A 12,568-nucleotide genomic window follows, 5' to 3' on the forward strand; every position below is an offset into this window, starting at 1 on the left:
GCCACGCAAGACAATAATATGAAATTGTATTTACTCGATAACTTCGACTCATTTACCTATAACTTAGTGGATCAATTCCGCTGCTTAGGCTTTGAAGTGATGATTTATCGTAATGATGTCAGTGCTGATTATTTAGCAGAAAAGCTAATAAGCGAAAACGGTAAAGCCGCATTAGTATTATCTCCCGGCCCCGGTGCGCCTCACGAAGCAGGCTGCATGATGGAGCTTATTGCAAAAGTGGCGGGTAAAGTCCCTATGTTGGGAATTTGTCTGGGTCATCAAGCCATGGTTGAGCATTACGGCGGTAAAGTCGAACGCGCTCCTTTTGTCGTTCATGGTAAAGCCAGTCCAACCATTCATAATGGCGAAGGTGTATTTGCTAACCTGCCTTCACCTCTGCCCGTTGCCCGTTATCACAGCTTAGTCGCCACTCAAGTGCCGGCATGTTTAGAGGTCATTGCCAGTACAGATGATATGCCAATGGCAATTTTGCATCCTCAAGATAAAGTGGTGGGTTTTCAATTTCACCCAGAATCAATATTAACCACTTTAGGCAGCACCTTATTAACGCAAACGCTTACCTACCTAACTCAAACATCTGCAGATGTTGATACGTCAGCTAGTGTTGATTCACCAGTTAAAGGAGCCCTGTAATGGCTGAGCTACAACCACTTTTAGACTCGCTATACCAAGGTAATGCCCTTACTCGCGACCAAAGTGCGCAATTATTTAGTGCTATTGTTGCTGGCGAAATGGATCCCGTCGCCATGGCGGGCATGTTAGTGGCGCTAAAAATGCGCGGCGAAACCATTGATGAAATAACAGGTGCTGCAGATGCGCTGCGTCGAGCGGCTAAACCTTTCCCACGAAGCGCATCGTCGTTAAGCCAAGGCGTAGTCGATATTGTTGGCACAGGTGGCGATGGGCATAACACCATTAATATCTCTACTACCGCGTCTTTTGTTGCTGCAGCTGCAGGAGCAAAAGTCACTAAACATGGTAATCGCGGCGTATCGAGTAAATCGGGCGCATCTGATGTGCTATCGCACTGCGGCATAGCCTTAACCATGAGCCCTGAATCTGCCAGTAAATGTGTTGATGATTTTGGTTTATGTTTCTTGTTTGCGCCCCATTACCATGCCGGTGTAAGACATGCTGTGCCTGTAAGGCAAGCCCTTAAAACTCGCACCATTTTTAATATTCTAGGCCCGCTGATTAATCCAGCAAAACCTGAAGCCATGTTACTTGGGGTGTATTCACCGAAACTAATCGCGCCGATTGTCAATGTGCTTAATGCCTTAGGCGTGAAACGTGCAATGGTGGTGTATGGCAGCGGTTTAGATGAAGTTGCGTTACATGGCGAAACCCAAGTAGCTGAGCTTAATGATGGCAAAATTCGTTTTTATAAATTAACCCCACAAGACTTAGGTGTTGAGCCTGCAGAAATTAAAGCACTAGAAGGTGGTGAGCCAAGTGACAATGCCCTTATCACCCAAGCAATTTTAAAAGGTGAAGGCCAACCTGCTCATCGTGACGCTGTCGCCATTAATGCCGGCTGTGCGCTTTATGTCAGCGGTGTGTGTGACACGGTACAGCAAGGCACAGCGTTAGCACTTGAAACCATCAACAGTGGTAAAGCTTATGAAGTATTAACCCAACTCGCTGCAGCAAGCCAACAAGAGGATGCGAAATAATGACTACCACTAACTCTGGCGCTAATACAGCGGATAAAGAATCAAACGTATTAACCAAGATTGTTGATACCAAAGTAGCGCATATTGCCTCATTAAAATTGCGCTACCCTGAAGCCAGCTTACAGCCAAAAATTTCAGACCGTAGTTTGTTTGATGCGCTTAAGGCACCCAATGCCGGTTATATTTTTGAATGTAAAAAAGCCAGCCCTTCTAAAGGCCTCATTCGCCCTGTGTTTGATGTTGAAGCCATTGCCGACATTTACGTCAAATATGCCGCCGGTATTTCAGTATTAACCGATGAGCAGTTTTTCCAAGGCGATATAGACTATATTCCGTTAGTACGCGCTCGCGTTAGCCAACCTATTTTATGCAAAGACTTCTTTGTTGACCCATACCAAATCAAGCTTGCGGCTCATCAAGGCGCCGATGCAGTGCTATTAATGTTGTCAGTACTTGATGATGAGCAATACAAGCTTTTAGCCGCTGAAGCCGCAAAATACAATTTAGATGCCTTAACTGAAGTCAGTAATCAACAAGAGTTAGACCGAGCAATTGAACTTAATGCCGCTATTATCGGTATTAATAACCGTAACTTGCGTGACTTAAGTACCGACCTTGCCATGACAGAAGCCTTAGCGCCGCAAATTCCAGCTGACCGAGTTATTATTAGTGAGTCTGGCATTTACACCAACCAACAAGTTAAGCGATTAAATCCACTGGTTGATGGCTACCTTGTTGGCAGTTCAATTATGGCCCAAGATGATATTGATTTAGCCTGTCGTCAGCTCATTTTTGGCAATAATAAGGTGTGTGGTTTAACCCGTTTTGAAGACATTAGCGTGGTAGCTCAAGCGGGCGCGGTATTTGGCGGATTAATCTTTCATTCAAAATCGCCACGTCATGTCAGCGTTGAACACGCGGCAGACCTTGTTAACCAAAGCCAGCAAGCAGGCATTGGACTTCATTTTGTCGGCGTATTTGTCAATCAAGCCAATGCTGAAATCGTTGCAACCGTCAAGGCTGTTGGTTTAAAGGTAGTGCAATTACACGGTAATGAAACCAGCGCCGACATAAGCGAGCTAAAACAATTACTCGCAAGCGCCAAGCTTGATTGCCAAATTTGGAAAGCGGTGAGCGTAGAAAGCAGCACCAATACCGTTGGCGATAAAGCACAAGGCTGTGGCCGATACTTATTCGATAGTAAAAATAGTGCTGGATTTGGCGGCACCGGCGAGACATTTAACTGGCAAGGGTTACTCGATTCATCAGTTATAACAGCGACTGAACGAGATAACGCCATGCTTGCAGGTGGGCTGACACCCGAAAATATATTTGAAGCCAACCAGCAAGGCTTTTATGGCTTAGATGTTAATTCAGGGGTTGAATCTGCGCCCGGAATTAAAGATGCACACAAAATTAATTTAGCCTTTAACGCCATTAGAAAGAATTAGTGCCATTAGAAAGAATTAGTGCCATTAGGCAAGACTGAATGGCAAAGCGCCTGCTAAACAACAAAATTAAACAGAATCATTAAGGAATACCCATGACAAAGCTTAAGTTAGACCCTTATTTTGGTGAATATGGCGGCATGTATGTGCCACAAATTCTAGTCCCTGCTCTTAAGCAACTAGAAACTGCCTTTGTTGATGCTCAAGAAGATCCTGAGTTTCAAAAAGAGTTTACTGATTTACTGAAAAACTATGCTGGCCGCCCAACTGCGCTGACATTAACCCGTAATTTAAGCCCTAACCCAATGGTAAAAATTTACCTAAAGCGTGAAGACTTACTCCACGGCGGCGCCCATAAAACTAACCAAGTATTAGGTCAGGCATTACTGGCAAAACGTATGGGTAAAAAAGAAATTATTGCAGAAACCGGAGCAGGCCAACATGGCGTTGCATCGGCATTAGCCTGTGCGTTATTAGGGCTTAAATGTAAAGTTTACATGGGCGCTAAAGACGTTGAGCGTCAATCACCTAACGTATTTAGAATGAAGTTAATGGGCGCAGAAGTTATCCCTGTCACCTCAGGCTCAGGTACCCTTAAAGATGCTTGTAATGAAGCCATGCGTGACTGGTCTGCAAGTTATGACAAAGCACATTACTTATTAGGCACAGCTGCTGGGCCGCATCCATTTCCGACAATTGTACGTGAATTTCAGCGCATGATTGGTGAAGAAACTAAACAGCAAATTCTTAAAAAAGAAGGCCGTTTACCAGATGCCGTGATTGCCTGTGTCGGTGGAGGTTCAAACGCCATTGGCATGTTCGCTGACTTTATTGATGAAAAAGACGTTGAGCTTATTGGCGTTGAGCCGGCAGGTAAAGGCATTGATACCCCAATGCACGGCGCGCCGTTAAAGCACGGTAAAACTGGTATTTTCTTTGGGATGAAAGCGCCGCTAATGCAAAATAGCGATGGCCAAATTGAAGAATCATACTCAGTGTCAGCAGGTCTTGATTTCCCATCTGTTGGTCCACAGCATGCTTATTTAAATTCAATTGGCCGCGCTCGATATGAGTCAGCAACCGATGATGAAGCCTTAGAGTGTTTCCAGTTATTGGCTCGCACTGAAGGGATTATCCCAGCATTAGAGTCAGCTCACGCGATCGCTTATGCCGTACGATTAGCAAAAGAGGCAACCAAAGAAACCATTTTAGTGGTTAACCTTTCGGGCCGTGGTGATAAAGATATTTTCACCGTCTCTGACATTCTAGAACAACGTGCTTCAGCTGATGCTGCGAAATAAGGAAATCAACATGTCTGTAAATAATACCAATCGTTATCAAGCTGCTTTCGCTGAATTAGCCGCTAAAAAACAAGGCGCTTTTGTGCCTTTTGTGACCTTAGGCGATCCATCGGTTGAAGTATCACTTAACATCATTAAAACCCTAGTGGATAACGGCGCTGACGCATTAGAGTTAGGCTTTCCGTTTTCAGATCCATTAGCAGATGGCCCTGTGATCCAAGGCGCAAACTTACGTGCCCTAGACTCTGGCACCACAGTGGCTGATTGCTTTGCGCTGCTCACCCAAGTGCGTGAGTTATACCCAGATATGCCTATTGGCTTATTGTTATACGCAAACCTTGTGTTTACTAATGGCATTGATGCGTTTTATAGCAAAGTGCAACAAGCCGGTGTTGATTCTGTGCTAATTGCGGACGTGCCCGTTGAAGAGTCAGCTCCCTTTAGTGAAGCTGCTAAAAAACACGGGATCTCGCCAATTTTTATCGCCCCGCCTAATGCTGATAGCGACACCTTAAAAATGGTCAGCGTTGAAGGTCAAGGCTATACCTATTTGTTATCTCGTGCTGGGGTAACAGGAACAGAGTCAAAAGCTGGTCAGCCCATTGATCAAATACTCGCTAAACTGGCTGAATATAATGCACCGCCACCATTATTAGGCTTTGGTATTGCTGAGCCAAGCCAAGTCAGTGAAGCTATTAACGCTGGCGCTGCTGGCGCAATTTCAGGTTCTGCTGTAGTGAAAATCATTGAGCGAAACCAGCACGATGAAGCGGCATTGCTACAACAGTTAGCTGAATTTACCCGTAATATGAAAGCGGCGACGCATAAGGGCTAATTGAGTAAGCTTACAAGTCAACGGACATAAGCTGACGTTAATTAAAGCAAAAAATTGAAACTAAATATGCCGTAATCCAATAGGATTGCGGCATATTTTTATATTAATGGGGCCAAACATACACAGCGCCAATACCGATCCTCAACGATCAATAAAAACTTATCAAAATTTCCCCAAGTTCAGCCGAACGACGGCGAATCAACTTCAGATCAGCTGCGGTAACTGCTACACTTTGAGCCATTATTTTCCTTTAGCAAACGGACTGCTAACACTTACTTTTAGGTTATTGCATCTAATGAAACAACTGCTTGATTTTCTGCCATTGGTTATCTTTTTTACCGTCTATAAATTTTATGATATTTATACTGCAACAGGTGCGCTAATTGCTGCCACAGCCGTGCAGCTTATCGTGACTTATTTGCTCTATAAACAAGTCGAAAAAATGCATTTAATCACCTTTGCCATGGTGACCTTTTTCGGCACCTTAACCTTAGTGTTCCATGATGACGCATTCATTAAATGGAAAGTCACCATAGTCTATGCCTTCTTCGCCATCGCATTACTTGTCAGCCAGTTAATTGGCAAGCCAATTTTAAAAAGCATGCTTGGCAAAGAAATGAAGTGTGCTGATAACATTTGGGCCAACGTCACTTGGTATTGGGTTACCTTCTTTGTTGCCTGTGGTTTGGCTAATATCTATGTTGCCTTCAGTTTGCCGCTAGAAACCTGGGTCAACTTTAAAGTCTTTGGCTTAAGTGCATTAACACTGGTCAATACTGTTATTACCGTTGTGTATCTGTATAAACATATGGAACATGATGAGTCTGAACAAGCAAAATAAACTTAAGGAAACTTACTTATGTGGTACATGATTTCGTCACAAGATGTTGAAAACAGTTTAGAAAAGCGCATGGCTGTCCGCCCTGCTCATTTAGCGCGCCTAGAAGCATTGGCTGGCGAAGGTCGTTTGCTTGTTGCAGGCCCTCATCCTGCTATTGATAACGAAAATCCTGGTGAAGCAGGCTTTACCGGTTCGTTAGTAGTTGCTGATTTTGAGTCATTAGTCGCTGCACAAGCTTGGGCAGATGAAGACCCGTATATTGCAGCGGGCGTTTATGAAAAAGTTATCGTTAAGCCATTTAAAAGAGTACTGGTTTAATGAAAATAGTCTCATTTAACATTAATGGTATTCGAGCACGTTTGCATCAGCTGCAAGCGTTAATCGACAGCCACCAGCCTGATGTTATTGGCCTGCAAGAAACCAAAGTCCACGATGAAGCATTTCCAGTCGCTGACGTTGAAGCAATGGGTTATCACGTACATTATCACGGTGGTAAAGCCCATTACGGTGTGGCTATGCTGTCAAAAGCTGAACCTGTTGAAGTCATTAAAGGTTTTAGTAGCGATGCAGAAGATGCCCAACGCCGGATGATCATGGGTAAGTTTACTCAAGCTAATGGCCGTATTCTAACGGTGATAAATGGCTATTTCCCACAAGGGGAAAACATCAGCCATGAGACTAAATACCCTGCTAAACGCAAATTCTACCAAGACTTAATGCAACACCTTGCCGATAACCACACCCCAGATGAAGATATCGCGATTATTGGTGATATTAATATTTCACCGATTGATTTAGATATTGGTATTGGTGAAGTGAACGCCAAGCGTTGGCTTAAAAGCGGTAAGTGCAGTTTTCAACCTGAAGAACGTGAATGGTTAGCGACATTAAAAGACTGGGGCTTTGTTGATAGTTTCCGTGAATTACACCCAGATCGCACTGAGCGTTATTCTTGGTTTGATTATCGCAGTAAGGGCTTTGTTGATAACCGCGGTTTACGTATTGATGTGGTGATGGTGACCAAATCTATGTTGCCAAGGCTGACTGAATCAGACGTAGATTACGATTTACGCGCTATTGAAAAACCATCAGATCACGCCCCGATTTGGAGTACTTTTTCAGACTAGTTTTCTGATGCGAATGTAAAACCTTAAGGTTGGCATTCCTATGTCTTGTCCTAAAAAGCCTAACTACACCTTGAGTATATAGTAGTTAGGCTTTTTGATAACTGCCTCGCTTTAAATGACCAAGGTGGCTTTATTGATGCCTAGATTAATCAGCATAAGTTTCAGTTGATGCACAAACTTTGTTTCGGCCAGATTTCTTAGCTTGATACATGGCATGGTCAGCATCAGCAATCAGTTTATCTAATGATGTACCAGAAGTACTGAAGTCACTCACCCCAAAGCTGCCACTTATCTCAAAATTAAACCCTGTTTCATCAGTGATGATTGCATTAAGTTTGGCTCGGTAGGTTTCAGCTATGACTAATGCATCGCTTATGCTGCAGTTGGGCAAAAACAAACAAAACTCTTCACCGCCAACACGGGCAAAAATATCTTTATTACGGACTATTTCTTTGCACTCTGAAGCGACCATTTTTAATACCCAGTCCCCTGTTTTATGGCCATAACTGTCATTGATGTTTTTGAACCTATCTAAGTCAAACAATATACAGCTGCCTGACTGCTTGAGGTTATTACATCTGGCAATCGCAATAGTGGCACGTTGAGTGAAATAGCGACGATTAAACAATCCGGTTAGAGCATCATTTTGCGCTAGATGACGCAGTTTCTTTTGCGTCGATTTGGTTCTGAAAATCATCCCTAGTAATACGGTGACACACAAAATGAGCAGTGCGATAAATAAACGGTTATTTTCTGATTCAACGGTATCAATCTTTTGTTTTAGCAATAATAAATTGTTTTGTTGGCGTAAAAACTCAATATTATTTTGTTGCTCAGCAGCTCGATGTTTTGCGAGTTGATAAGCTAAGTGTTTGGCTTTTATATCATTCAAGTAAGCCTTATCCGCTTCGGCAAATTGTTGATAATATTTAAGCGCCTCAATGGGGTTATTCGCTTGTTCAGCAAGGCTATACAATATTTTATTAGCAATCACTTCTGGTTCTGAACTGCCTAAAGTTTCAGTATAAGTTAATGTCTTTAAAGCCATTTCTTTAGCCTGCTGGTTTTCACCTAAGTCGAAATAGGCTTGAGCAAGCAACCCATGGTAATAGGATAATATTGGGGTGTATTGGGTTTGCTCAATCATCGATTGGTGTTTTAGCAATAGCACTAACGCTTTCTGATGATAATTTTGCTTAATTAATAATGAAGCCTTAGAGGTATAAATCCCACTCAGCACTACAGGCTCTTGGGCCTGCTCGCAAGACTCAATGGCATCATTAAAAAGTGGATTGTCGTAGTCAAGTAAATTGAGCTTAGACTTGGCTTCTAATGAAAGCTGCGCCGCCATGCAGTGATTACGGCCTTTTGTGACGTAATCAGATAGCTTACTGGCATATTCTTCACCTAGCTCATATTGACCAATTTGATTATAAAAAATGGCATTGATGAGTAATCCACGTTGTTTATTTTCGTTATCTACAATATCGGGCAATAAGCTTTGGCTAATGAGCAGATGCTTTAGGCCTTGATTCCAATCTTTCGATATAGCATAGATGTTAACCAGTGATATCGTTGCCCGAAATCTAATCGACGTGGATGTTTGATCGTTATCAACAATATCGGTATAGAGCGCTATCGCGCCTTTAAAGTCACCTTTAAATGATTTTTGATAAGCCAGCAGGTAGTGGTAATGCCCTTGTTGTTGCTGAGACAGCTGTGCTTGTTCTAGTTCTGATAATATTGTCTGAAACGTTTCTGGGTGGCTACTACGAAGATTATCAGCCTTAACTAACAAATCATCGATGTAATTTGCGTTTAGCGATGTTGAAATAAATAGTGCGAAAATAAAAACAAACTTTTTCATCAACTTTAGATCCATTTTTATTTTCGCCAGTTATCTATGTAAATAGTTAAGTATTTGAGGGGTCGTTATCTTTATCTTCAGGCTGGCTTTCATCAGCAGGTTTTTCATCCTCTGCTGGTTTTTCACCTTCTGCAGGAAGCATCATGCAAACAATATCAGGGCAAATATCAAGCTGCTTTTCTAAGCTAGTGATGTCATTACTTGATAATGCCTGTTTTAACTCAGGAGTTAAATTGGATGTTGAAATCGCATCCGCTAATGAAAGTGGATTTTGTAAGTCCGCATCTTGGCCCATACGCTCGAGTAATTGAATAATGTTTGACATGTTTTCTCCTTAAAATGATGTCTTGTAAATCCAGCTTATATTTACAAATTAACTTGCTTGGTGGTGACTTAATTGAGCTTCAAGCTCAAGCAGTCGAGTTTGTAATTTGGTATTAACTTTCATACTTTCTGAAGGTGGGATCACCAATGTGGTATGTTGATGGATAGCAACTTGGGCTAGTTCGTTAACTGGGATATGCTGTTGGCGAACCTTATCAATCGGTAACACTGCCGCTTCATACAATATGACCGAATGGTCTGCAGGGTATGTTTCAAGTAACAGCTCAACTAGCAGTTGCTTATGGGCTTGCCCTGTCTCAAGTCGCTCTAATGACTTATCCCCAGCAACGCCCACCTGCCATAATACGAGGTAAGCAGATGCATCAATTTTGCGTTGATAGAACATAAATTGACTTGCTTCAAAATGTTGGCAACCAACGCGACCAGGGTCGATGCCTAAATCAGCGTATAAACAGTCTTCAGCAGAAATACCGGGGATCATCTTGGCAGCAAACCCCTCTTGTTTTGCCTGTTCGATAGCGACATGGGGAGCTTGAGCGAATACGCCTGGGTGGCCGTAAAAAGCGCCAACGACTTTTTTACCCGCTCTGACTTGTTCGAGCATGGCATCAACCATTTGTTTATAGGTAATGTGGCGAGACTTTCCTTTATCGTAGAAGACTTGCAGGCTTCGGACATCGGGGTGCATTTCTTTAAGCCATAACTCGACAATACCGTTAGAGACACCAGAAAATACCACGTCGGCTTTATCAATATGGCTCTTGCTAATAGGGCAAATATGCGCCCCTAGCGTCATTCCTAACCCTACGCAAACTAAAGATCCATTCATTGGAGTGTATTCTCACGCCTTAATAATTACAGCTAATGTTGCTTCAATGTTACCTTGATGGTAACAATTTAACAGGTATTAATATGATTTGGCAGTGATTTTTGCCAAGTTTCTCCGGTGACATAACTACTGATGTGTTCAGGTTTACCTTTAGTGCTTTTTTTACCAGTGATATCAGCTTCTGGCTGTTCGTTAATAAACCCCAACTTTTGGGTAATCCTATGGGTTGCATAATTGGTGCTGTCATATTGAGCGTAAATTCGTTCGAATTTAAGCTGACTAAAACCAAAACTAATTAAGCCGATAGTCGCCTCTTCAGCAAGTAACTTACCGTTATATTGTCTTAGTAACATAATGCCTATATCTGCGCGGTTCGATTGATTTTGTTGTGCAAATAAACTTTGTAAACCGATTGCTTGGTTATTGTGTTCGATGACCCAAACCCAGTATTTTTTTGTTGGGGTAAGGTTATTTTGAATGGCAGTTTCGAAAAATTGTTTGATTTGCTTCGGCTCAAAAGGGGCGCATATTTTTCGCATTGTCTTAGGGTCGGAATAAAGCTGCACAAATATGTCAAAATCACCTTGCTGTATTAATCGCATCGACAGACGTTGAGTGTTAAAGCTGTAATTCATTTAACCGCACCCGTTGATACTGATAGCTGATGTTTGGCTGCCCCTTGCACCAGTTTTGATTCAAAGGGTACTTGCTCTGCAAAACGAATCACTCCAGTTTTATGCTCCTCCCGATCAAAAATAACGTAGTAATTGTTGAGTAGCGGTAAGCCAATTAATGACTGATTACCCCACTGAGGTAACTTGCCAATAATTTTGAAACACGCTTTACCTTGTAAAGGACTATTAAGTTGCCAGTAATCATGGGGCTTGCAAGTTAATGTGATGGGTTCTGGTTGGTGACTATTGGTTTGAGTATGAGTTTGAGTTTGAGAGTGAGTATGAGAAGCTGGCGCACCGCCATGACCATCACACTCAGAATGACCCACAAAAATAAACTCAATATCTGGCCACTGCGTTAAATCCAGTAATTCGGCATCGATCCCCACTTCTTGTGCTGCAAGATCGGTAAAAGGCGCAATTAAGCTTAAAAAATCCTGTGGAATGCCAGTGTGTTTGTTTGGTTTGGACGCCGCTACAGTTTGAGTCAGTGTGTGTAAGTTCTGCTTTAACCCCTCGAATAACACATCGGTTAACATGATACCGCTAGTGCCGGTATCGATAATTGCATTGGTTAAGTAGTAGGCAAACTCAGGTTTAAGATCGGCGGCATTAATTTGCGCAAAGCCACCCACTTTAATCCCAACTAAGGTGACATTGTAGTGTACGTTATGTTCAACTTTTATGTGCTTGAATTGACCTTGATATAAGTGTGTTTGCTCTTTGCCACCACCAAGAATTAACCAGCCCTGATTTAAAGGATCTGCAGCAAGTGATGCTTTTGATGGCGTTGCACTCGCCACATGCACACTGGATCGCTGAGAGTAAAAAGCGAACTTGTTTGCACATAATTCTTGAGTTTCTAACTGGGTAAAATACGGCAAAATATCCTGCTCTGGCTGAGTTTTTAAAAAAGCCTTAAAGCGGGTTAAATCATTGCTACTAAAGTGCTGATGTTCATCAGTGTGGTGATGAGTCTCATTTGGGCAAACCGAATCCTCTTCTGAAAATGGCCAAGGATAGGTAACTGGCGGGGAAACATTACGTTCAACTAAATAATCATGCAGGTCATAGCTTGAATTCAGTTGATAGTAAGCTAGGCCTAAAATACCATTGGCTTCGCCAAATGTTTTGCGTTGTGCCAGCGAAGATACCACTGCTACAGGACACGGATTCAAAGTAAATGAGAATGTATCATTGCCTATGGTGACATTCGTATGAATGACAGGTCCATCCCAACCACCGATACCGTAAGTCACTTCCTGAGCAAAACTGGTGGCCGTTAAATCTGTATCATCTTCGGGGTGATAAGCGACTTGACCGACAACTAATGTGCTACTACCTGAATCAACAATTAAGTTCACTTCCGTTTGTTGACTGCCAATATGTAACTTTACTGTGTAACCGCCTTTTGCATAAATATTGATGAGAGGTAAGGCCAATGGATGTGTTGCTGTCATGTGTCGCAGTCCTGTGCTGTTGAAGTTTACTTTTAAAATCGATAATTTAGCTTTAGCTTATATTAAATAAAATTACCTTACTTGTTTTAATTAACTCTTAGCCAAAACATTAGCATGGCCCCTTTTTACAAAAAGCGTCACTGTTGA

At 42.4% G+C, this 12,568-nt stretch carries 13 protein-coding genes; 8 read left to right on the top strand and 5 right to left on the bottom strand.

Annotation, left to right across the window (positions count from 1 at the left end):
* The first annotated feature begins 18 nt into the window (after positions 1-18).
* The 8 genes from AB4160_RS11085 to xthA all read left to right on the top strand — a co-directional run bounded on the left by AB4160_RS11085 (position 19) and on the right by xthA (position 7,246).
* On the top strand, positions 19-654 hold the full coding sequence (locus AB4160_RS11085) for an aminodeoxychorismate/anthranilate synthase component II (protein ID WP_102437589.1): 636 nt from the start codon (positions 19-21) through the stop codon (positions 652-654).
* Positions 654-1,694 (top strand): anthranilate phosphoribosyltransferase, encoded by a 1,041-nt coding sequence (trpD, locus tag AB4160_RS11090; protein WP_102519774.1) that lies wholly within the window; start codon positions 654-656, stop codon positions 1,692-1,694. The genes AB4160_RS11085 and trpD overlap by 1 nt, the downstream gene beginning before the upstream one ends.
* Positions 1,694-3,145: a bifunctional indole-3-glycerol-phosphate synthase TrpC/phosphoribosylanthranilate isomerase TrpF gene (trpCF, locus tag AB4160_RS11095; protein ID WP_102519773.1), complete on the top strand. Its 1,452-nt coding sequence runs from the start codon at positions 1,694-1,696 to the stop codon at positions 3,143-3,145. The genes trpD and trpCF overlap by 1 nt, the downstream gene beginning before the upstream one ends.
* A 92-nt stretch (positions 3,146-3,237) precedes the next feature.
* Positions 3,238-4,443 (top strand): tryptophan synthase subunit beta, encoded by a 1,206-nt coding sequence (gene trpB / locus AB4160_RS11100; RefSeq protein ID WP_102437427.1) that lies wholly within the window; start codon positions 3,238-3,240, stop codon positions 4,441-4,443.
* 10 nt (positions 4,444-4,453) lie between these two features.
* On the top strand, positions 4,454-5,278 hold the full coding sequence (gene trpA, locus AB4160_RS11105; protein WP_372002092.1) for a tryptophan synthase subunit alpha: 825 nt from the start codon (positions 4,454-4,456) through the stop codon (positions 5,276-5,278).
* Between the two features lie 295 nt (positions 5,279-5,573).
* Positions 5,574-6,119, top strand: coding sequence for a septation protein A (locus tag AB4160_RS11110; protein ID WP_076537104.1), 546 nt, complete (start codon positions 5,574-5,576; stop codon positions 6,117-6,119).
* An 18-nt stretch (positions 6,120-6,137) separates the two neighbouring features.
* The gene (locus AB4160_RS11115) at positions 6,138-6,437 is read left to right on the top strand and encodes a YciI family protein (protein WP_102437429.1); all 300 of its coding nucleotides are present in this window, start codon (positions 6,138-6,140) and stop codon (positions 6,435-6,437) included.
* On the top strand, positions 6,437-7,246 hold the full coding sequence (xthA, locus tag AB4160_RS11120; RefSeq protein ID WP_102476971.1) for an exodeoxyribonuclease III: 810 nt from the start codon (positions 6,437-6,439) through the stop codon (positions 7,244-7,246). Before AB4160_RS11115 ends, xthA begins: the two co-directional genes overlap by 1 nt.
* Positions 7,247-7,391: 145 nt before the next feature.
* On the opposite strand, the gene AB4160_RS11125 is transcribed toward xthA, so the two are convergent.
* From AB4160_RS11125 to AB4160_RS11145, 5 genes are all read right to left on the bottom strand, one after another.
* Positions 7,392-9,113: a diguanylate cyclase gene (locus tag AB4160_RS11125; RefSeq protein WP_372004632.1), complete on the bottom strand. Its 1,722-nt coding sequence runs from the start codon at positions 9,111-9,113 to the stop codon at positions 7,392-7,394.
* A gap of 46 nt (positions 9,114-9,159) precedes the next feature.
* Entirely contained in the window at positions 9,160-9,438 is a 279-nt protein-coding gene (locus AB4160_RS11130) for a hypothetical protein (RefSeq protein ID WP_102476969.1), read from the bottom strand.
* 48 nt (positions 9,439-9,486) lie between these two features.
* Positions 9,487-10,287, bottom strand: a complete 801-nt coding sequence (locus AB4160_RS11135; protein ID WP_303410771.1) for an SAM-dependent methyltransferase — start codon at positions 10,285-10,287, stop codon at positions 9,487-9,489.
* Between the two features lie 68 nt (positions 10,288-10,355).
* On the bottom strand, positions 10,356-10,922 hold the full coding sequence (locus AB4160_RS11140) for a GNAT family N-acetyltransferase (RefSeq protein ID WP_303501590.1): 567 nt from the start codon (positions 10,920-10,922) through the stop codon (positions 10,356-10,358).
* Complete coding sequence (locus AB4160_RS11145; RefSeq protein WP_372004635.1) at positions 10,919-12,421, bottom strand: pepsin-like aspartic protease; 1,503 nt, start codon at positions 12,419-12,421, stop codon at positions 10,919-10,921. The genes AB4160_RS11140 and AB4160_RS11145 overlap by 4 nt, the downstream gene beginning before the upstream one ends.
* Positions 12,422-12,568: the final 147 nt, after the last annotated feature.

The sequence above is a fragment of the Shewanella sp. 10N.286.51.B8 genome (genome assembly GCF_041469325.1).
Classification (GTDB): Bacteria; Pseudomonadota; Gammaproteobacteria; order Enterobacterales; family Shewanellaceae; genus Shewanella.

Bases quoted from the DNA above. Each gene is read 5' to 3' on its own strand.
- AB4160_RS11110 (WP_076537104.1), top strand. From the start codon at position 5,574: ATGAAACAACTGCTTGATTTTCTGCCATTGGTTATCTTTTTTACCGTC.
- AB4160_RS11115 (WP_102437429.1), top strand. From the start codon at position 6,138: ATGTGGTACATGATTTCGTCACAAGATGTTGAAAACAGTTTAGAAAAG.
- xthA (WP_102476971.1), top strand. From the start codon at position 6,437: ATGAAAATAGTCTCATTTAACATTAATGGTATTCGAGCACGTTTGCAT.
- AB4160_RS11130 (WP_102476969.1), bottom strand. From the start codon at position 9,438: ATGTCAAACATTATTCAATTACTCGAGCGTATGGGCCAAGATGCGGAC.
- AB4160_RS11135 (WP_303410771.1), bottom strand. From the start codon at position 10,287: ATGAATGGATCTTTAGTTTGCGTAGGGTTAGGAATGACGCTAGGGGCG.
- AB4160_RS11085 (WP_102437589.1), top strand. From the start codon at position 19: ATGAAATTGTATTTACTCGATAACTTCGACTCATTTACCTATAACTTA.
- trpB (WP_102437427.1), top strand. From the start codon at position 3,238: ATGACAAAGCTTAAGTTAGACCCTTATTTTGGTGAATATGGCGGCATG.
- trpCF (WP_102519773.1), top strand. From the start codon at position 1,694: ATGACTACCACTAACTCTGGCGCTAATACAGCGGATAAAGAATCAAAC.
- trpD (WP_102519774.1), top strand. From the start codon at position 654: ATGGCTGAGCTACAACCACTTTTAGACTCGCTATACCAAGGTAATGCC.
- AB4160_RS11140 (WP_303501590.1), bottom strand. From the start codon at position 10,922: ATGAATTACAGCTTTAACACTCAACGTCTGTCGATGCGATTAATACAG.
- AB4160_RS11125 (WP_372004632.1), bottom strand. From the start codon at position 9,113: ATGAAAAAGTTTGTTTTTATTTTCGCACTATTTATTTCAACATCGCTA.
- AB4160_RS11145 (WP_372004635.1), bottom strand. From the start codon at position 12,421: ATGACAGCAACACATCCATTGGCCTTACCTCTCATCAATATTTATGCA.
- trpA (WP_372002092.1), top strand. From the start codon at position 4,454: ATGTCTGTAAATAATACCAATCGTTATCAAGCTGCTTTCGCTGAATTA.